The 19204-nt window shown below is 53.9% G+C and carries 18 protein-coding genes; 16 read left to right on the top strand and 2 right to left on the bottom strand.

Annotation, left to right across the window (positions count from 1 at the left end; genetic code table 11):
- Nucleotides 1-12 precede the first annotated feature (12 nt).
- Nucleotides 13-663, top strand: a complete 651-nt coding sequence (phoU, locus tag C6362_RS01875) for a phosphate signaling complex protein PhoU (RefSeq protein WP_014015076.1) — start codon at nt 13-15, stop codon at nt 661-663.
- Nucleotides 664-911: 248 nt separating this feature from the next.
- On the opposite strand, the gene C6362_RS01870 is transcribed toward phoU, so the two are convergent.
- The gene (locus C6362_RS01870; protein ID WP_014015075.1) at nt 912-1847 is read right to left on the bottom strand and encodes a YitT family protein; all 936 of its coding nucleotides are present in this window, start codon (nt 1845-1847) and stop codon (nt 912-914) included.
- Nucleotides 1848-2041: 194 nt separating this feature from the next.
- Here C6362_RS01870 and ispE point away from each other — a divergent pair, with 194 nt between their 5' ends.
- From ispE to C6362_RS01845, 6 genes are all read left to right on the top strand, one after another.
- Nucleotides 2042-2908: a 4-(cytidine 5'-diphospho)-2-C-methyl-D-erythritol kinase gene (gene ispE / locus C6362_RS01865; RefSeq protein ID WP_014015074.1), complete on the top strand. Its 867-nt coding sequence runs from the start codon at nt 2042-2044 to the stop codon at nt 2906-2908.
- A 1-nt stretch (nt 2909) separates the two neighbouring features.
- Nucleotides 2910-3650, top strand: coding sequence for a GntR family transcriptional regulator (locus C6362_RS01860; RefSeq protein WP_014015073.1), 741 nt, complete (start codon nt 2910-2912; stop codon nt 3648-3650).
- A 20-nt stretch (nt 3651-3670) separates the two neighbouring features.
- A complete protein-coding gene (locus C6362_RS11895; protein WP_014015072.1) occupies nt 3671-3832 on the top strand; it encodes a hypothetical protein in 162 nt (53 codons plus the stop codon).
- A gap of 32 nt (nt 3833-3864) precedes the next feature.
- Nucleotides 3865-5154: an NPN-dependent 2-hydroxyacid racemase, LarAH10 family gene (gene larAH10 / locus C6362_RS01855; protein ID WP_014015071.1), complete on the top strand. Its 1290-nt coding sequence runs from the start codon at nt 3865-3867 to the stop codon at nt 5152-5154.
- A 400-nt stretch (nt 5155-5554) separates the two neighbouring features.
- A complete protein-coding gene (locus C6362_RS01850) occupies nt 5555-6955 on the top strand; it encodes an FAD-binding oxidoreductase (RefSeq protein WP_014015070.1) in 1401 nt (466 codons plus the stop codon).
- 270 nt (nt 6956-7225) lie between these two features.
- Entirely contained in the window at nt 7226-7672 is a 447-nt protein-coding gene (locus tag C6362_RS01845) for a flavodoxin family protein (protein WP_014015069.1), read from the top strand.
- 19 nt (nt 7673-7691) lie between these two features.
- Here the strand turns inward: C6362_RS01845 and C6362_RS01840 are convergent, their stop codons facing one another.
- Nucleotides 7692-8480, bottom strand: a complete 789-nt coding sequence (locus tag C6362_RS01840; protein ID WP_014015068.1) for a transglycosylase domain-containing protein — start codon at nt 8478-8480, stop codon at nt 7692-7694.
- Nucleotides 8481-8677: 197 nt separating this feature from the next.
- Here C6362_RS01840 and C6362_RS01835 point away from each other — a divergent pair, with 197 nt between their 5' ends.
- The 9 genes from C6362_RS01835 (at nt 8678) to C6362_RS01795 (ending at nt 19201) form a co-directional block, all read left to right on the top strand.
- Nucleotides 8678-9922 (top strand): argininosuccinate synthase, encoded by a 1245-nt coding sequence (locus tag C6362_RS01835; RefSeq protein ID WP_014015067.1) that lies wholly within the window; start codon nt 8678-8680, stop codon nt 9920-9922.
- A gap of 12 nt (nt 9923-9934) precedes the next feature.
- Nucleotides 9935-11368, top strand: coding sequence for an argininosuccinate lyase (argH, locus tag C6362_RS01830; RefSeq protein ID WP_014015066.1), 1434 nt, complete (start codon nt 9935-9937; stop codon nt 11366-11368).
- Nucleotides 11369-11692: 324 nt separating this feature from the next.
- Complete coding sequence (gene lpxC, locus C6362_RS01825) at nt 11693-12526, top strand: UDP-3-O-acyl-N-acetylglucosamine deacetylase (RefSeq protein ID WP_014015065.1); 834 nt, start codon at nt 11693-11695, stop codon at nt 12524-12526.
- Nucleotides 12527-12543: 17 nt separating this feature from the next.
- On the top strand, nt 12544-12990 hold the full coding sequence (gene fabZ / locus C6362_RS01820) for a 3-hydroxyacyl-ACP dehydratase FabZ (protein WP_014015064.1): 447 nt from the start codon (nt 12544-12546) through the stop codon (nt 12988-12990).
- 200 nt (nt 12991-13190) lie between these two features.
- Complete coding sequence (gene lpxA / locus C6362_RS01815) at nt 13191-14003, top strand: acyl-ACP--UDP-N-acetylglucosamine O-acyltransferase (protein WP_014015063.1); 813 nt, start codon at nt 13191-13193, stop codon at nt 14001-14003.
- 125 nt (nt 14004-14128) lie between these two features.
- A complete protein-coding gene (locus tag C6362_RS01810) occupies nt 14129-14944 on the top strand; it encodes an LpxI family protein (protein WP_014015062.1) in 816 nt (271 codons plus the stop codon).
- Between the two features lie 8 nt (nt 14945-14952).
- Nucleotides 14953-16107 carry a lipid-A-disaccharide synthase gene (gene lpxB, locus C6362_RS01805; RefSeq protein ID WP_014015061.1) on the top strand — a complete coding sequence of 385 codons (1155 nt, stop codon included), beginning with the start codon at nt 14953-14955 and terminating at the stop codon, nt 16105-16107.
- A complete protein-coding gene (gene msbA, locus C6362_RS01800) occupies nt 16091-17857 on the top strand; it encodes a lipid A export permease/ATP-binding protein MsbA (protein ID WP_014015060.1) in 1767 nt (588 codons plus the stop codon). The genes lpxB and msbA overlap by 17 nt, the downstream gene beginning before the upstream one ends.
- A 6-nt stretch (nt 17858-17863) precedes the next feature.
- The gene (locus tag C6362_RS01795) at nt 17864-19201 is read left to right on the top strand and encodes a 3-deoxy-D-manno-octulosonic acid transferase (protein ID WP_014015059.1); all 1338 of its coding nucleotides are present in this window, start codon (nt 17864-17866) and stop codon (nt 19199-19201) included.
- The last annotated feature ends 3 nt before the right edge of the window (nt 19202-19204 follow it).

Below are 19204 nucleotides of genomic sequence, written 5' to 3'. Positions count from 1 at the left end.
GGAAAGGCACTTATGCTGGAAATTTACGAAAAATCCGTAGCAGAATTGAAAAACGATATGATCAACTTGGGCATAAAGGTCGAACAGGCCGTCGATAATGCCTGGAAGGCGCTGGAACAGAAAGATATCGAACTGGCCCAGCGTATCTACGATGGCGATGACGTCATCGATGAACTGGTCAAGAACTGCATGAAGAAAGACTTGACCATCAGTATGATGCAGGGTCCCGTAGCGGCTGATTACCGGAGCTTGATGGCGACGTTGAAAATCCTCTCCGACTTAGAACGCATTGCCGATCATTGCGCCGACATCAGCCACTACGTCATCCATTTGGAACAGACTCATCACAACGTACCCTTGCCGCAGGGCATTAAGGAAATGTACGGCGTCATGGCCTCTATGGTCAGCGATGTCATTGATTTCTATAAAAAGCGGGGCACTTCGTCCCAGGCCAGCCTCATGCGCGATAAAGACGATATCGTCGACCAGGCCTTCAACAACCTCATGGAAACGCTGGCTGCCGAAATGACGGCCCATCCGGAAAACTCCAAGGACTACATCGACCTGGTCCTGGTCGTCAAATACATCGAACGCATGGCCGACCACGCCAACAATATCGCCGAATGGCTCATCTATCGCGATACCAACGAAATCAGATTATAATAGGCATAAAAAAAGCTGCGCAATTGATGCGCAGCTTTTTTTTATGCCGTGGTTCGTGGTTCGTTGAGCCTCCCCTGCGAAGGGGAGGTGGCCCGTCAGGGTCGGAGGGGTTCTTCACCAGGCGATGTGTCAGCGAGCCCGTTTCCCAACGACGAACGATGAACGACCAACGACGAACAACGAACGGCCGCAGGCACGTTCGCCACGGTCCACGACCCACGGCAAACGACCCACAGCGCCGCAGGCGCCTAGTATTCCGGCGGCATGTTTTTTTTTGTATGCGGCATGGAGAGGGCATCGCCGGGATACTGGTGGTATTTGACGGGCGATGTCGTGAAGCCCCGGCCTACGACTTCCGAAGCGTCGCTGATGATCATGAAGGCCTGCGGGTCGAGTTTGTTGACGATTTCCTTGACCTTGGCCACTTCCGTCAGCTTGATGACGGCGTAGATGACCCGTTTGTCCTGCATGGTGTAAGCTCCCTGGCCGTGGAGATAGGTGGCGCCGTGGCCGACGTAGCGCATGAGGACCTGGGCGATCGGCGTAGCCCGGTTGGAAATGATGATGACGCTTTTACGCTGTTTGAGGCCGATGACGACCTTGTTGGTAATGAAGGCTGCAATGTAAATGGCGACGAAAGTCAGGACGGCCCGTTCCAGGGAGAAGAGCCAGGCGGCCGCCAGGAGGATGACCAGATTGAGGATCATCGTGACCGTGCCCATTTCCAGGGAATAATATTTCTTGACGATGGCGCCGATGACGTCCAGGCCGCCGCTGTTGCCGTTGTATTTATAGATGATGCCGAAGCCGATGCCGGCCAGGATGCCGCCCGTAATGGACGAGAGCATGGCATCGTGCATGATGTTCCACGTCGACAGGAAGGCCGTTGCATCGACCAGGACCGAGAGCATGATCGTGCCGACGATGCTCAGGACCGTATAGCGGCGGCCCATGAATTTATAACAGGCAATCATGATCGGGATGTTGAGGATGAAGATACCGATGCCGACGGGCAGGCCTGTCAGGAAGTAAATCATGATGGCTGCCCCGCTGAGGCCGCTGCTCAGCAAATGGAAGGGGATGAAGAAGGCATTCATGCCGATGGCGACGACCAGGCTGCCGACGAAGGACGCCAGGTAGGGGACGGCTAATTCCCAAAGCGTGTGTGAAGTCAGGGTTTTCATAATTTTTTTTCCTCCGTAATGAATGAAGAATTGTAAAGTAAAGGAAAAAACGGTATAATCATTATAGTATAATGATGAAAGTGTGCACTCAGAGAGGATGCGGAAATGGCGCAGCTCCCTGCTGTCGTCTCATTATAACATAGGAAAAATTTTAATCAATAAGACAATGCACATTTTATACACGGAGTGGAAGTATGACTAAAATAGTAGAAACAGGATACGGAAAAATTAATCTGGCCTTGGCGATAACCGGCCGTCGTTCCGATGGTTATCACGATATTGATACCGTCTTTCAATCTATCGGCCTTTGTGATACCGTGACCTTGCAGGACGCCGATGAATGGCAGCTCACTTGCTCGGTCCCGGGACTGGCCTGCGATGAAACGAATTTAGCGTACAAGGCCTGGCAAGCACTTTGTCCATATAAAAAGGACAATCAGCCAGTCGCCATCCATATCGAAAAAAATATCCCCATTGCCGCCGGCCTGGCTGGCGGCAGTACCGATTGCGCCGCTGTCCTGCGCGGTCTCAACCGCCTGTGGGGCCTGGGATTGTCTCAGGCAGACCTCTGTCATATCGGGACCGGCCTCGGTGCCGATGTACCTTTCTGCATCTGCGGCGGGACCATGCGCGGGACCGGTATCGGCGAAGAGCTGCGGGAGCTGCCGCCCCTGCCGGACTGGCCCGTCGTCATCGTCCATCCTCATGCCGCGGTACAGACGAAGAAGGCCTATGCCTTATTCGACAGCCGGGAAAGAACGAAGCCCATCGATGTCGATGCCGTAGAACGCGCTGTCTGCCGCAGTGATTTCCAGGCCCTGACGGCTTCGATGGGCAATACTTTTGAAGAACTGGTCATTCCCGATGTGCCCGAAGTCGCCCGTTGTCAGCAGCTCCTGTCCTCGTCAGGATTGCGGCCGCTCATGGCCGGCAGCGGACCGACGGTCTTTGCCCTGGTCCCGCCGGAGCGGGAAGGGGAGATACGGCGTCAGGCGGCTTCGTGGCGAGACGTCGACGCCTATGTGACAAAGGTTGTGAAACGAGTGGAAGGTGAAGCCTAGAATGATGAAAACGACAAAAAGACAGCATGCATTGGAACCGATTAAATTAGATGCTTATAAACCGCTGCGCGAAGTGGTCAGCGAAACGCTGCGCCAGGCCATCAAGGACGGCGTGCTCAAGCCGGGGGAACGGCTCATGGAAATCCAGCTGGCCGATGAGCTCGGCGTCAGCCGGACGCCGATCCGCGAGGCTATCCGCAAATTGGAACTGGAAGGCTTCGTCGTCATGGTTCCCCGGCGCGGGACGTATGTTGCAGATATTTCCTTGAAGGATATTGCCCAGGTCTTTGAAATCCGCAGTGCCCTGGAAGAACTGGCTGCCGGCCTGGCTGCCGAACGGATCACGCCGGACGAGCTGGAATACCTGGAACGGATTCTCGTCGAGATCAACGAATATATCGACAATGACGAATTTGATAAGATCGTCGATGCCGATGTCCGTTTCCACGACGTCCTCTATCACGCCAGCCGTAACCAGCGCCTCGTCGATATCCTCAACAATCTGCGCGAACAGATGCTGCGCTTCCGTTCCATTTCCATGCACTATCCGGGCCGCCTGGCCGCGACCTGGGAAGAACATCGGCAGATGGTCGAAAACATTGCCGAACACAATAGTGCCATGGCCCGGAAAGTGGCCAAGAAGCATATGGAAAATTCCGAACGGACCTTGCTGAAGGGCATCAGTAAGGATGAAGAATCGGCCCGCCGCGTTCATGAATTGTTTCCCCATAAAGGCGAATAAGGAAAGGAAGCGACCATGGGATGGGACATTTTCTCTTGAATCATTTCCGCCATGTCCACGAAAAGTCAGAACACATGGATGATTTTGAAAACTTTTTGTATATCCTGACGTACATCTTGTTTGTCTGTCTGTTCATCCGCTCCCTGGTCGCCTTGTACATGGGACGGTGGAACTTGTTCTAAAACTATTATTTTATAGTAAAGAGGGGTTTTTTATGATGAAGACTTTTTCTCTTCCTTTTGGGAAGAGCACACAGACTGTTTCACTCGATGAAGCACACGTATTATATGACCTGCACGGCAACCATGTCGACGCCGTCGCCGATGAACAGGCTGCCATCCGCCAGGCCCTGCGCCATCCTATTGGCAGCGCGCCTTTGAAAGATGTCGTCCAGGCCGGCGATACGGTCGCCATTGTCGTCAGCGATATTACCCGCCTGGTCCATACGGCCCAGATGCTGCCCATCATCGTCGATGAATTGAACCAGGCCGGCGTCAAGGATGACCAGATTACGGTCGTCACGGCCCAGGGGACGCATCGGGCCCATACGCCGGAAGAAGATGCCATCGTCTGCGGTGCAGACATGGTCAAGCGCGTAAAGATCGTCAGCCATGACTGCCGCGATGCCTCCCAGCTGACCAAAATCGGGACGACCACCTATGGCAATGACGTCTATCTCAATTCGCACGTCGTCCAGGCCGACAAGGTCATCTTGACCGGTGCCGTGTCCTTCCATCCCATGGCCGGGTTTGGCGGCGGCCGCAAAGCCGTCCTGCCAGGCGTTGCCAGTTATGAAACGATCATGCGCAACCACGCCATGGCCTTGACGGAAACCTTCGGCGGCGGCTGCAATCCTAAATGTGAAACGAGCCTTTTGGAAGATAATCCCCTCCATGACGATATGAAGCAGGCCGCAGCCCTGCTCAATCCTTGTTTCCTGGTCAATACGGTCTTTTCGGCAGACGGCGACCTCTATGAAGTCGTCGGCGGCCACTGGTACGAAGCCTGGAAAAAAGGTTGTGACGACTTGCTGCACATCGCCAGCGTACCCATCCAGGACCTGGCAGATATCACCATTGCTTCGGCTGGCGGCTATCCCAAGGACATGAACCTCTATCAGAGCATGAAAGCGCCGATGAATGCCGTCTTCGCCACCAAACCGGGCGGCACGATGATTCTGACCCTGGACTGCCCGGACATCAAGGAACCGGCCATCTTTACGGACTGGTTCTTCCGCAGCGATATGGACGCCTTTGAAAAGGACCTGCGGGCCGATTTTTCCATCCCGGCCTTCGTTGCCTTCAAATCGCACTGTATCTTCCGGTCCCTGAAAGAAGCCTACGTCGTCACGCGGCCGGAAAACTTCGACATCATCCGCCACAGCGGCCTCATCCCGGCAGCTACCCTGGAAGAAGCCTGGGAAAAGGCCCAGAAAAACTTGCCGGAAAACTATAAAGTCACCATCATGGGCCACGCCGCCGCCACCTTCCCAGTGCGTAAGTAGGGGCCGGTGGCTCGTGGCTAACGGCTAATGGTCGTAGGGGCCGTCCTGTTAAGGCGGCCCGCTTGTGGGAATCCCGTAGGTGATGGGTGGAAACATCCTGCTATCATATCCCCGGATGATTTTATCCACGATTCACAGCGGGGCGCCTTTTAGGCGACCCCCTACGGAAAAAGGCACTGTCTTCATGCGACAGTGCCTTTTTTTATTCCCTACGGTTATACGTTTTACCTTTTACATAACTTTATTGCATGGTATAAAATGACTAAACTATATATCTTTTTTTTATAATTTCCAAGACAAATGGCGCCTTGTGTACTATAATATTCATAATTCACGAGAAAAAGTTGCAATAGGTGAAATGATAGTTCCATTTTCGTTAAAAAGTAAAGGGGTTCTTACAATGAAAGAATACAATCCAGTTACAGCTGAAGTTATCGACGCATTGAAAGCTGTCGTCGGCGATAAATATGTCAAGACCGATGCAGATGTCCTGGATGTCTATAAATCGGACGAAAGCCTGGCACCGTCTTTCTGGAAGACGCCGGAAGTCGTCGTCCTGCCGGCCAATACGCAGGAAGTCTCGGAAATCATGAAGATTGCCAACCGCTTCGACGTCCCGGTCACGCCGCGCAGTGCCGGTACCAGCGTCAGCTGCGGCGCCGTCCCGGCTTATAAGGGCATCGTTCTGCTCATGGAACGGATGAACCACATCATCGAATTGAATGAAGATGGCATGTATATGACCGTCGAAGCCGGCGTCCGCACTATCGACATCCAGAATGCAGCCCACGAAAAAGGTCTGCTCTATGCCGGCGACCCCTGCAGTTCCGACAGCTGCCTCATCGGCGGCAACCTGGCTACCAACGCCGGCGGCAACAAGGCCGTCCGCTATGGTACGACGCGCCATCAGGTCTATTCCATCGAAGCCGTCCTGCCGACGGGCAAGATCGTCAACCTCGGCGCTACCTTGAAGAAGTGCTCGACCGGCTTCTGCCTGGACCAGCTCATCATCGGTTCTGAAGGGACTTTGGGTATCATCACGAAAGCGACGTTGAAACTCGTCCCCTTGCCGCCGTATAAGCTCGACGTCCTGGCTGTCTTTACCGACCTGGCCAAGGCGACGGCACTGGTACCGAAACTGATTAAAGCCGGCCTCAACCCGACGTCTGTCGAATTTATGGACAACAACTTCGTCCGCAGCGCCAGCGATTACAGCGACTTGAAACTGCCTCATTATGAAGATGGCTGCTATGACATCATCTCCATCGAAACCTTTAATGAAGATGAACTGGACGACAAGATGGAAAAGTTGGCCGCTGTCTGTGAAGAATGTGGAGCTACGGACATCGTCGAAGCCGACGACCGCGTCTGGAAAGTCCGCCGCAACTGCCTGGAAAGCACGCGTGTCTTCTCGAAAGTCGCCACGTCAGAAGATTTGGTCGTTCCGGTCACGAAAATCGCCGACTGCATCCAGACCTTGGTCAAAGAAAGCCAGAATTACGATTTCCGCGTCTTCTGCCTGGCCCATGCCGGTGATGGCAACCTCCACTTCCAGATCCTCAAATGCGATATGAGCGACGAAGACTGGGAAAAACAGTTGAAAGAATTTCGTGCCAAAGCCTATAAATACGTTTACGGCTTAGGCGGCCGCCTGTCCGGTGAACACGGCATCGGCTTGAAACGCCTGAAATACATGGAAGAATATACGGATCCGGCTGAACTGGACCTCATGAAGACCATCAAACGGGCCGTCGACCCGAAATGGATTCTCAACCCGGGCAAAGTCATTGAAGAAAACTAGATGAGTTAGTGGCTAGTGGAAGATAGCTTTAAATTTAAAAACCTTCACTAAAAACTACAAACTGCAAACTTAATACTCAAAAAGGGCTTGTCGTCGTGCGACAGGCCCTTTTTATGTTTGAAGTTCTACTTAAACGTATTACTTTAAACTATAAAGATTCAGCTTAAAATTATAAATTAGCTATTGGACAAATAACGGACTCTTGTGGTATACTATATATAGTTATAAATCGATAATTAATATCAAAATAATACAGGAGGAGATGTTTCTATGAAAGCCATCGTCGTCTATTCTTCGAAAACAGGGCGCATACAGCAGATTGCCCAGGCTATGGTGCAGGTCTTGCCGCAAGGGACGCCTTGCGTTCCCGTCGATGAGATGCCGTCTGATTTTTCCAATTATGACTGCGTATTCATGGGCTTTTGGATTGATGAGAACCAGGCAGACCCTAAGGGACAGGAAGCGTTGAAGAAAATTGCCAATGACCACGTGGCCATCTTTACTACCATGTACGACGACCCCTATTCGGACCAGGCGTCGAAACACCTGCGCAGTGCCGTAGAGCTGCTGAAGCCTGGCAGCGGTGTCGTCGGGACCTATATCACCTGGACTGATAAAGCGCGTTATATGTACGAACCGGAGGCCGGCGAGGACCTGCATCTCGATGAGGCCCAGTCCTTCGCCAAAAATACCGTGAGCCGCCTCAAGGGAAATTGACGAAAAGACCCCGGACTTCTCAGAGTCCGAGGTCTTTTTTATAGGCTTCTGCGCCTTGTTCCTGGCTGATATAGCCCTGTTCGGCCATCAAGGTCAGGACCGTCTTCTGCCGGGCTTTGGCACCTTCGTAATTTTTCAGGGGATTATAGTACGTCGGCGCCTGTACCAGGCCGGCCAGCAGGGAGGCCTGGGCCAGGTCCAGTTTTTCCGGCGTCGTCGTGAAGTACGTCCGGGCCGCATCGTCGATGCCCGTGGCATTGGCACCGAAGTAGGCCGTATTCAAATAGATTTCCAATATTTCATCTTTGCTGTAGTAATGTTCCAATAAGAAGGCCATGACAAATTCCTGGGCTTTGCGGGCCATCGTCCGGTCCTGGGACAGGAAGACGTTCTTGACGACCTGCTGGCTGATGGTGCTGCCGCCTTCGACGGTTTCGCCCGATTCGATATTGACCAGGACGGCCCGGATGATGCCAATCGGGTCGATGGCGCCGTGGTCGTAGAAGCGGCGGTCTTCCGTAGCCACGACGGCGTGCTGCATGGGCTTGGAAATGGCGCTGATGGCCACGTAGACGGGGATTTTCTTGATTTTATTATCCATGGCTTCGTGGAAGTGCAGGTAGGGATAGACCCGGATTTCCAGCGGCCGCAGCGGCGACGGCCAGCTCCCTTGGGGTTCCTTTTCTTCTTGGAGCTTGGCAGCCGTCTCGACAGCAGGCTTGGCCGTCTTCGGCGCGTCAAAGAGCAGGTTCCAGCCGGCACAGACGGCGAAGGTCAGGGCAAAGATGGCAATGTATTTAAGTTTCATGGAATTCCTCCTACATAAACACCCTTATTATACTATACTTTGCAGGGTGAGGGAATTGACGAGGCCGTAAAAAAAGTTTGAAAATTTTTTATGCAATATACTTGCATAATATTTCAACTAGGTGTATACTATCAAACGTAGACAGAAACAAACACACATCAATCGCATTGGTTCATTCGATAGAGGAGGAAATCATCATGAGCAACACGAAAAAAGATATTAAAAAAATTGTCCTGGCTTATTCCGGCGGCCTTGATACGTCGGTCATCATTCCCTGGCTGAAAGAAAACTATCCCGGTGCCGAAGTCATCGCTGCCTGCGCCGATGTCGGCCAGCCTGACGACTTTGAAGCCATCGAAAAGAAAGCCTATGCTTCGGGCGCTTCCAAAGTCTATGTCATGGACATCAAAAAAGAATTTATGGAAGAATACGTTTGGCCGACCGTCAAAGCCGGTGCCGTTTATGAAGGAAAATACCTCTTGGGCACGTCCTTTGCTCGTCCCCTTATTTCTAAGAAACTCGTCGAAGTCGCCAAGGAAGAAGGCGCTGACGCCATCGCTCACGGCGCTACGGGCAAAGGCAATGACCAGGTCCGTTTTGAACTGACTGTCAAAGCCCTGGCTCCGGAAATGACCCTCATCGCTCCCTGGCGGATGTGGGACCTCAAATCCCGTGAAGATGAACTGAAATACGCCGAAGCCCACAACGTCCCCATCGACTATCAGTCTGAAGAAAACCCCTATCCGTACAGCATGGACTGGAACATCTGGCATTTGAGCCACGAAGGGGATGACCTGGAAAATCCGGCCAATGCTCCGAAAGACATGGTCTACATGGTCACCAAGACGCCGGAACAGGCTCCGGATGCTCCGGAATACGTCAAGATCGACTTCGAACAGGGCGTACCGGTTGCCGTCAACGGTCAGAAACTCGGCGCAGTCGAACTCATTACGACCCTCAATGAAATCGGTGCCCGCAACGGCGTCGGCATCGTCGATATCGTCGAAAACCGGCTGGTCGGCATGAAGAGCCGTGGCATCTATGAAAACCCGGGCGGTGCCATCATCATGTATGCCCACAGAGAACTGGAATATCTCTGCCTCGACCGCGACACGTACCACTATAAAGAAAATGTAGCCAATAAATTTGCCGAACTCGTCTATGACGGCAAATGGTTCTCGCCGCTTCGCGAAGCCCTGTCGGCTTTCGTCGATGAAACGCAGAAGACCGTTACCGGCCAGGTCACATTGAAACTCTATAAGGGCAACATCATCAGCGCTGGTTCTACGTCGCCGTACTCCTTGTACAATGAAGAATTTGTCACTTTCGGCGAAGACGACGTATACGATCAGACCGATGCCGAAGGCTTCATCAACCTCTTCGGCCTGCCGCTCAAGATGCGGGCCCTCATGAAACAGCACGTAGAAAAACAGGGTAAATAAGGAGCGATTCGTATGAAGTTATGGGGCGGCCGTTTTACTAAGGCCACGGATAAAAGTGTAGAAGAATTTAATGCATCCATCCAATTCGATTGCCGCATGTACGCTGAAGATATCTGCGGCAGCATTGCCCATGCGACGATGCTGGCTAAACAGGGCATCATTTCCCAGGAAGATAAAGATGCCATCGTCAAGGGGCTGAAGGCCATTTTCCAGCAGATTGAAGACGGGGATTTCGATTTCTCCGTCGAACTGGAAGATATCCACATGAACATCGAAAAACGATTGACCGATGCCATCGGCGAAGCCGGCAAGCGCCTGCATACCGGCCGCAGCCGTAACGACCAGGTCGCCTTGGATACGCACATGTATGTCCGCCGCGAAATCGCCGCCGTCGCCAAGCTCCTGGTCAAGCTCCAGGAATCGCTGGTCAAGGCTGCCGAAAAGTACAGCGACGTCATCATGCCGGGGTACACCCATCTCCAGCGGGCCCAGCCGATTCTCTTCAGTCACCACCTCATGGCCTATTTCTCCATGCTATCCCGTGACTTCATCCACTTGAAATATGCCTGGGACATGGCCGACATGATGCCCCTCGGCGCCGGCGCCCTGGCTGGCACGACGTATCCTCTCGACCAGCCCTTCGTCGCCAAGACCTTGCATTTCGGCAAGATTTATGATAACAGCCTCGATGCCGTCAGCGACCGCGACTATATCATCGCCTTCCTGGAATTTGCTGCCGTCCTGATGATGCACCTCAGCCGCTTGTCGGAAGAATTTATCCTCTGGTCCAGTTCGGAATTTAAGTTCATCGAACTCGACGATTCCCACTGCACGGGCTCGTCCATCATGCCTCAGAAGAAGAATCCCGATATCTGCGAACTCGTCCGCGGCAAGACAGGCCGGTTCTACGGCCATCTCATGGGTGTCCTGACTATGATGAAGGGCATCCCCATGGCCTACGACAAGGACATGCAGGAAGATAAAGAAGGCGTCTTCGATGCCATCGATAATTTGAAGTTCGCCCTGACCATCTATGCCGCCATGATCGACAAGATGACCGTCAATGGCAAGCACATGCGGGAAGTCCTGGAAAGCGACTTTTCCAATGCGACGGATATGGCCGACTACCTGGCCAAGAAAGGCCTGCCCTTCCGGGAAGCCCATGCCGTCGTCGGCAAAGCCGTCCACTACTGCATCGAACAGGGCAAAGTCTTACAGCAGTTATCGCTGCAGGAGCTGCAGGCTATGAGCCCGCTCTTCGCAGAAGATATCCACCACTACCTGGATATCGAAACCTGCGTCAAGCAGCGTAACACATATAACGGCACGTCGCCCCAGTCCGTAGCCCGCCAGTGTCAGTCTGGCAAGGCTGCCATCACAGGGGAACAGTCCCAGATCGAAACCTGGAACGACGTCGTCGCCTCTGTCTATGAACTATTGAAGTAAAAGCGATTGAATGAAAAGGAGCTGTCCCTGTGGGGCAGCTCCTTTTCAAGTTTGAAGTTGAAAGTTTGAAGAAGATGGCTTTACATTTAAAACCATTCATTAAAAACTACAAACTGCAAACTTAATACTCAAAAATAGGCTGTCTTCATGCGACAGCCTATTTTCATGATTTGCCACGAACTACGAGCTACGAACTACGAGCCACTAGGCCGTAGGCCGAAACCACGAACAATTCCCTTGTCATACATGCTATAAATAAGGTATAATAAAAAAGTATGAAAAAAATCAACTATTTACTCGTAACAGGAAAGGAGGGGCCTGCCTATGTCAATTGTCGCACAAACGACGCTGGCTCATGATGTTTCGTATAACGGTATCGGCCTGCATGCTGCGAATGAAGTCCATATGGTATTGCGCCCGGCTCCGGCTGATACAGGCATCGTCTTTATCCGGACGGACTTGCCCGGAAGACCGTCTGTACAAGCCCATCTCACGAATGTAACCAATACAATGCGGGCGACGACGCTGGAAAAAGGGGAGGCCAAGGTCTTCACGGTAGAACACCTGCTGTCCGCTTTGAGCGGTATGGAAGTGGACAACTGCTTCGTCGAAATGGATTCTGTCGAACCGCCTGTCGCCGATGGCAGCAGCCTGACCTTTGTCAAGCTCATCAAAGAAGCCGGGATCCGTGACCTCGAGGCACCGCGCCGACCGCTGGTCGTCCAAAGACAGCATCTCGTCCAGGAAGACGATAAATTCATTGCCATCGTGCCCTATGACGGTTTCCGCATCACCTTTACATCGATTAACCCGCATCCCCTGCTGGGCGTACAGTTCTTGGATACGACCATCACCCAGGAATCCTATGTCCGGGACATCGCCTTTGCCCGTACCATCGCCTTTACGGAAGAATTGGAAATGCTCAAGAAATTAGGCCTGGGCAAGGGCGGCACCATCGAAAATGTCGTCGTCTATGATAAGACGTCGTGCTTATCCGTGCCCCGCAGCGACGATGAACTGGTCCGCCATAAGGTCCTCGATATCATCGGAGACCTGGCCATGCTCGGACGGCCCGTGCGGGGACACATCATTGCCGTCAAATCAAGCCACAAACTGAACAACCTGCTGACCCATAAAATTTTTCAAGAACTGCAGTGATCTAAGGAGGAATTCTCATGACTTTGGAAGTAACTGATATTATGGAAATTTTGCCGCATCGCTATCCCATGCTGCTCGTCGATCGCATCATCGAATTGGAACCGATGAAGTATGCCATCGGCATCAAGAATGCGACCTTTGATGAACAATTTTTCCAGGGCCATTTCCCGGGTAAACCGGTCATGCCCGGCGTCCTCATCGCCGAAGCCATGGCTCAGGTCGGCGGCGTAGCCCTGCTCTATCCGGAAGAAAACCGCGGCCTCATCCCGTTCTTCACGGGCATCGACAAACTCCGCTTCCGCCATCCCGTCATCCCCGGCGACCAGCTGGTCATGCGGGCCGACATCGAAAAAATCAAAGGCCGTATGGGCAAGGTCAAGGCCCAGTGCCACGTCGGCGATACGCTCTGTGCCGAAGGGGAATATCTCTTTGCCCTCATGCCGGGCCAGAACCCGAAGAAATAATTTTAAAAAAGTTTAAAAATTTTGCTTTGTGTTAAATAAAGCCTTAAATGGGCGCATTTGTGAGCATGAAGTGGAAATTAGCGGGAAAAAGCCTGATTTTGCCCGGCAAAACCGGACGCTATTTCTGTGAGTATAACCTATATAGTTTGTGTTGAAAATAAGCGCCTGCCAGTGAGGCAGGGAAGCGAGGAGTGACTTTAATGACCGAGGAAACGAATAACATGCCTCAGAGCATGATACATCCGACGGCTATTATAGACCCGCAGGCAAAAATCGGTGCCGGTGTCAAAATCGGGCCGTATGCCGTTATCGGGCCCCACGTTACCATTGGTGACGGAACAGAAATCATGGCCCACGTTACTATCGACGGCTGGACGACAATCGGCAAGAACTGCCGGTTTTTCCCCAGCTGTTCCATTGGTTCGGAACCGCAGGATCTGAAATATCACGGCGAAAAGAGTTACCTGATCATCGGCGACCGTTCGGTGTTCCGGGAATTCGTCACGGTCAGCACGGCGACTGGCGAAGGGGAAGAAACGCGCATCGGCAACGACTGCCTCTTCCAGGCCTGCACGCATGTAGCTCATAACTGCGTCGTCGGTAACCACGTTATCATGAGCAACTGCGCCGGCCTGGCCGGCCATGTCACCGTCGAAGACCGCGTCGTCATCGGCGGCATTGCCGGCGTCCATCAGTTCGTCAAAATCGGCCGCAACAGCATGATCGGCGGCCTGGCGAAAGTCGTCCAGGATATTCCGCCTTTCGTCATCGCCGACGGCCAGCCCGCCCGCTGCATCGGCTTGAACAGCGTCGGCCTTTCGCGGGCAGGTATCCCGGAAGAAGTACGCCGGGAACTGAAGAAGGCCTTCCGCATCTTGTACCGTTCCGGCCTCAACCTGCGCCAGGCTATTGCCGAAATGGAACAGGAACTGGACAGCTATGAAGAAGTAGAACATTTTCTACGCTTCCTCCGCAATGCCGACCGCGGTATCTGCAGAGGGACGAAAGATTAGGCAGCCGCTAGTGGCTAAAAAGGGGTGTCGCGTCTGCGATGGCCCCTTTTTTTGCTGACAGGGAGCCTGTTTTTTTGTTATAATATAAAGATGAATATTTCTCTTTATGAATAAGGATGATTGCTATGGAAAAAGTAGGATTGCTTGCCGGTGTCGGCAAACTACCTGTAGAATTTATGCGCGCTGCCAAGCAGCTGGGCCACGAGGTCATCGTCATCGCCGTCGTCGATGGCGTAGAGCCGGAACTGGCTGCCGAAGCAGATGCTTATTATGAAATCAATGTCGCCAAATTGGACAAAGTCATCAAGACCCTCAAGAAGAATGGCGTCGCCAAAGTCACCATGATTGGCAAAGTCACCAAGGAAATCCTCTTCAAGGGCTTGAAGTTCCCAGATTGGCGGGCCATCAAGCTGTTGGCGAAACTGCGCAACCGCAAGGACGATACGATCATGCTGGCCATCGTCGAAGAACTGGCCAAGGATGGTCTGGAAGTCGTCGACCAGACCTTGTACCTGAAGCCCCTCATGCCGGCTTGCGGCGTCTTGTCGCGCCGTAAACCGACGGCCGATGAAGAAGACGATATCCGCTTCGGCTTCGTCACGGCCAAGGCCATGGGCGGCATGGACATCGGCCAGACCGTCGTCGTCAAGCACAAGGCCGTCATGGCTGTCGAAGCCATCGAAGGGACGGACGCCTGCATCCGCCGCGGCGGCGCCCTGGGACGGGAAAAGTCCGTCGTCGTCAAAGTGGCCAAACCCAATCAGGACCCGCGTTTCGATGTGCCTGCCGTAGGCAAGCAGACCATCCTGTCCATGATTGAAAGTAAGTGCAATGTCCTGGCCATGGAAGCCGGCCGGACGCTCTTCGTCGAACAGGACGAAGTCCTGGATCTGGCCAACCGCCACAATATCTGCATCTGTGCCGTCGATAAGAATTTTTAGGAGAGCCTATGAAAATCATGTTTTCTGCCGGTGAGGCATCGGGCGACCTCCATGGCGCCAACCTGGCCCGGGCTTTGCGGGAACTCGATCCGCAGGTCGAACTGCTCGGTATGGGCGGTAAGGAAATGGAAACGGCCGGCGTCGACATCGTCTACGATATCAAGAACTTAGGCGTCATCGGCGTCGGGGAAATCCTTCGCAAGATTCCTTTCTTCTTCCGCCTTCGCGATTTCCTCGTCGAGACGATGCGCAGGGAAAAGCCGGACGTCCTGGTCTGTATCGACTATCCTGGCTTCAATATGCGCCTCATCAAAGTGGCCAAAGCGGCGGGCATACCCGTCGTCTATTATATCCTGCCGACTATCTGGGCCTGGCACAAGAGCCGCGGGAAGACCATTGCCAAGTATACGGATTTAGCTATTTCCCTGTTTCCGTTTGAAGCCAAGATGTATGAAGACATGGGGACGAATGTCATCTATACCGGCCATCCCCTGGTCGATACGGTCCATGCGACCATGAGCCGCCGCGAAGCTTGTGCCTATTTTGGCCTGGACGAGCGGAAAAAGACGGTCCTTCTCATGCCGGGCAGCCGGGTCCAGGAAGTGCGCGGCCTCCTGCCGTGTATGCTGGAAGCGGCCAAACTCATCCGCCAGGAAGCTGGCGACGTCCAGTTCATCCTGCCGCGGGCCTCAACTATTGACGAGGTTCTGCTGGACGAATTGATCAAGCCTTCGGGAATCGATGTCACCATCGGCGAAGACCGGGTGTACGATATGATGAACCTCAGTACGGCGGCCATAGCGGCTTCCGGGACGGCGACGCTGGAAACGGCCCTCATGGGGCTTCCGACGCTCCTGGTTTACCGCGTCAACCGCCTGACCTACTGGCTGTCGAAGGTCCTGGTCCATATCGACAGCATCGGCCTGCCCAACATCATCATGGGCCATCGGGTCATCCCTGAATTGTGGCAGGACGAGGTGACGCCCGGGAATATCGCCGCCGCCATGGTGCCCATGATCACCGATAAAGCGCGCCGTGAAGCTTTGCACGAATCCCTGGCGGCTGTCCGCCGCACGATGGGGGAACCCGGTGCTGTCCAGCGGACGGCCCAGGCTATCTTAGATTTTGCAAGAGAAAGAGGTGCCCATGAAGCAATACAATAGTTGGCAAAGTTATAAGAGATTATTAATGTTCATCAAGCCGTACAAGATGCGCCTCGCCGTCGCCGTCATCTGTATGGCCCTGTCCGGGGCGAGCAACGTCGTCGTCCCGTGGCTCATCAAGGACGTCATCGATAAGGTCCTGGCCAATAAGGATATCTACACGCTGAACCTCATCGTCATCGGGATCCTGATCTTGTTCCTGCTCCGTGGCTTCTTCTACTTCGGCCAGAAGTACCTCATGAGTTTCGTCGGCCAGAAAATCGTCAACGACATCCGCGAAACCTTGTACCGCCATTTGCAGACCTTGTCCCTGTCGTACTTCGACAAGCACAAGACGGGCAATATCATGAGCAACCTGACCAATGACGTCACGGCTTTGCAGACGGCCATTGCAGGCAACCTCATTTCCTTCGTCCAGGAAGCGGTCATCCTCGTCGGCTCCCTGGGGTCCATGCTCTTCCTCTACTGGAAGCTGACCCTCTTGACCCTGGTCATCGTCCCCCTCGTCGTCTTTACAATCAACTTCTTCGGCTCCCGTCTGCGCCGGGCCGGTCATGACGTCCAGGGCAAGATGGCCGATATTACGTCGCTCCTGGAAGAAGCCATTTCCGGGATCCGCATCATCCGCTCCTTCAACCGCGAAGACTTTGAAATCCACCGCTTCATGGTCCAGAACGACCGCAACTTCTGGGCCCTCATGACGACGACTAAGCTGACGGCCTTATTGACGCCGTTCATCCAGTTCTTCGCAGCCATTGCCGTTACGGGCATCATCTGGTACGGCGGCATGAGTGTCATCAACGGTGAAATGACGGCCGGTGCCCTCATCGCCTTCCTCATTTACGCCATCAACCTGGCCAATCCGGTCCGCCGCATCAGCGAAATCTACGGCGACATCCAGAAATCCCTGGCCGCTGCCGACCGTGTCTTTGAAACCATCGACACCGAACCGGATGTCAAGGAAAAGAAAGACGCCATCGTCCTGCCGCCGGTCAAAGGGGAAGTCGAATTTGACCACGTTTCCTTTGCCTACGATAAAGACCACCCGGCCCTGACCGATTTCAACTTGAAAGTCGCTCCGGGCGAAGTCGTCGCCCTCGTCGGTCCCAGCGGGGCCGGTAAATCGACGGTAGCTAACTTGCTGCCCCGTTTCTATGACGTTACCGGCGGCAGCCTGACCATCGACGGCATCGACGTCCGCGACGTCACTTTCTCGTCCCTGCGCCAGCAGATCGGCCTGGTACCGCAGGAAACGATGCTCTTCAACGCTACGGTCCGGGAGAACATCCTCTACGGCCGCCTCGATGCGACAGACGAAGAAGTCGTCGCTGCGGCCAAAGCGGCCAATGCCCATGAGTTCATCATGGAACTGCCTGGCGGCTACGAAGCCCTCGTCGGCGACCGCGGCAGCTCCCTGTCCGGCGGCCAGCGCCAGCGCATCGCCATCGCCCGGGCCATCCTCAAGAACCCGCGCATCCTCATCCTCGATGAAGCGACGTCGGCCCTCGATACGGAAAGCGAAAAAATCGTCCAGGCCGCCTTGGACCGCCTCATGGAAGGCCGTACGGCCGTCGTCATCGCCCATCGCCTGAGTACGGTCCGCAATGCCGACAACATCGTCGTCATCGACCATGGCCGCATCGTCGAAGAAGGAACCCATGAAGAACTGCTGGCTAAGGACGGCCTCTATGCCCATCTCTATGCCGTACAGTTCAACGATACTACGGAAGACACAGCGTCAGAAGGTTGATTCGTGATGAAAAATCTAAAATCCCATCCTATGTACTGGCTGTATAATATCCTGCTCCTCATTTACTGGGCGACACTCATTCCCATGCTCATTTACCGGCTCATCCGGGAAGAAGGATTTTATCAGCGCATCAAACAGAGTATCGGCTTTTTGCCGGAAGAATTAAAAGATAAAATATCCAATCGCCATGCCATCTGGGTCCATGCCGCGTCGGTCGGGGAAATCGTCGCGGCCAGCCCGATTGTGCGGGAAATGCGCAAGACTCATCCCGACGAAGTCATCATCGTCTCTGTCGTCACGGCGACGGGTTTCCGCATGGCCCATCAGATCATCAAAGGCGCCGATGGGATCCTCTATTTCCCGCTGGACCTGCCTTATCTGACCAACCGCATCCTGACCATCGTCAATCCCCAGGCCATCGTCCTCGTCGAAACGGAAATCTGGCCGAATTTCCTGCGCATCGCTGCCGACAAGCACATCCCGGTCATGATGATGAACGGCCGCATCAGCCAGCGCAGTGCCGTCCGCTACCGGATGATCACCTTCTTTACGCGCCGCGTCTTGTCGACAATCCGCATGTTCTGCATGCAGAGCCGCATCGACGCCCAGTATATCATCGACATCGGCGCCGACCCCAATAAGGTCATTGTTACGGGCAACACCAAGTACGACCAGACCTACGGCATCGTCACGGAAGAAGAAAAGAAGCGCTTCCTCCATGAACTGGGCTTTGCCGAAGGGACGTACCCCATCATGATCGCCGGCAGCACCCATAGAGGGGAGAACGGTTCGGTCTACAAGGCCTTCGTCAAGATACGGGACCATTTCCCGGACGCTAAATTGATCATCGCGCCGCGCTATATCTACCAGGCCGACCTCATCGCCGACGAAGGGCTGAAGCATGGCGTCACCATGGTCAAGCGCAGCGATATGAAGGCCGGGAAACCGGTCAAAGCCGACTATGACGGCGTCATCCTCGATACGATCGGCGAATTGGGCCGCGTCTACAGCCTGGGCGACCTCATCTTTGTCGGCGGCAGCTTGGCCCATATAGGCGGCCATAATATCCTGGAACCGGCAGCTCATGGCAAGCCCATCGTCGTCGGTCCCAATATGTTCAACTTCGTTGAAATCTTCGATCTCCTCAGCAGCCGCGGCGCCTGCGTCATGGTCAAGAATGAAAAGGAATTTATCGACACCTGCCTGGATATCCTCATCCATCCGGACCGGGCCGAAGCCATGAAACGCAGCTGTATCGAAGTCGTCCAGGAAAACCAGGGGGCGACGCGGAAGAACCTGGAACAGCTGCAGCAGATGCTCGATGCTGTCCACGGCGGGAGGTGAGGC

The sequence above is a fragment of the Megasphaera elsdenii DSM 20460 genome (genome assembly GCF_003010495.1).
Classification (GTDB): Bacteria; Bacillota; Negativicutes; order Veillonellales; family Megasphaeraceae; genus Megasphaera; species Megasphaera elsdenii.
Note: the sequence above shows the minus strand (reverse complement) of the source record. Positions and strands in the feature narration are given on the sequence as shown.

Bases quoted from the DNA above. Each gene is read 5' to 3' on its own strand.
- msbA (WP_014015060.1), top strand. From the start codon at position 16,091: ATGAAGCAATACAATAGTTGGCAAAGTTATAAGAGATTATTAATGTTC.
- C6362_RS01845 (WP_014015069.1), top strand. From the start codon at position 7,226: ATGAAAGCCATCGTCGTCTATTCTTCGAAAACAGGGCGCATACAGCAG.
- C6362_RS01870 (WP_014015075.1), bottom strand. From the start codon at position 1,847: ATGAAAACCCTGACTTCACACACGCTTTGGGAATTAGCCGTCCCCTAC.
- C6362_RS11895 (WP_014015072.1), top strand. From the start codon at position 3,671: ATGGGACATTTTCTCTTGAATCATTTCCGCCATGTCCACGAAAAGTCA.
- C6362_RS01850 (WP_014015070.1), top strand. From the start codon at position 5,555: ATGAAAGAATACAATCCAGTTACAGCTGAAGTTATCGACGCATTGAAA.
- phoU (WP_014015076.1), top strand. From the start codon at position 13: ATGCTGGAAATTTACGAAAAATCCGTAGCAGAATTGAAAAACGATATG.
- C6362_RS01835 (WP_014015067.1), top strand. From the start codon at position 8,678: ATGAGCAACACGAAAAAAGATATTAAAAAAATTGTCCTGGCTTATTCC.
- lpxC (WP_014015065.1), top strand. From the start codon at position 11,693: ATGTCAATTGTCGCACAAACGACGCTGGCTCATGATGTTTCGTATAAC.
- ispE (WP_014015074.1), top strand. From the start codon at position 2,042: ATGACTAAAATAGTAGAAACAGGATACGGAAAAATTAATCTGGCCTTG.
- lpxA (WP_014015063.1), top strand. From the start codon at position 13,191: ATGACCGAGGAAACGAATAACATGCCTCAGAGCATGATACATCCGACG.
- C6362_RS01840 (WP_014015068.1), bottom strand. From the start codon at position 8,480: ATGAAACTTAAATACATTGCCATCTTTGCCCTGACCTTCGCCGTCTGT.
- lpxB (WP_014015061.1), top strand. From the start codon at position 14,953: ATGAAAATCATGTTTTCTGCCGGTGAGGCATCGGGCGACCTCCATGGC.
- C6362_RS01860 (WP_014015073.1), top strand. From the start codon at position 2,910: ATGATGAAAACGACAAAAAGACAGCATGCATTGGAACCGATTAAATTA.
- C6362_RS01810 (WP_014015062.1), top strand. From the start codon at position 14,129: ATGGAAAAAGTAGGATTGCTTGCCGGTGTCGGCAAACTACCTGTAGAA.
- larAH10 (WP_014015071.1), top strand. From the start codon at position 3,865: ATGATGAAGACTTTTTCTCTTCCTTTTGGGAAGAGCACACAGACTGTT.
- fabZ (WP_014015064.1), top strand. From the start codon at position 12,544: ATGACTTTGGAAGTAACTGATATTATGGAAATTTTGCCGCATCGCTAT.
- C6362_RS01795 (WP_014015059.1), top strand. From the start codon at position 17,864: ATGAAAAATCTAAAATCCCATCCTATGTACTGGCTGTATAATATCCTG.
- argH (WP_014015066.1), top strand. From the start codon at position 9,935: ATGAAGTTATGGGGCGGCCGTTTTACTAAGGCCACGGATAAAAGTGTA.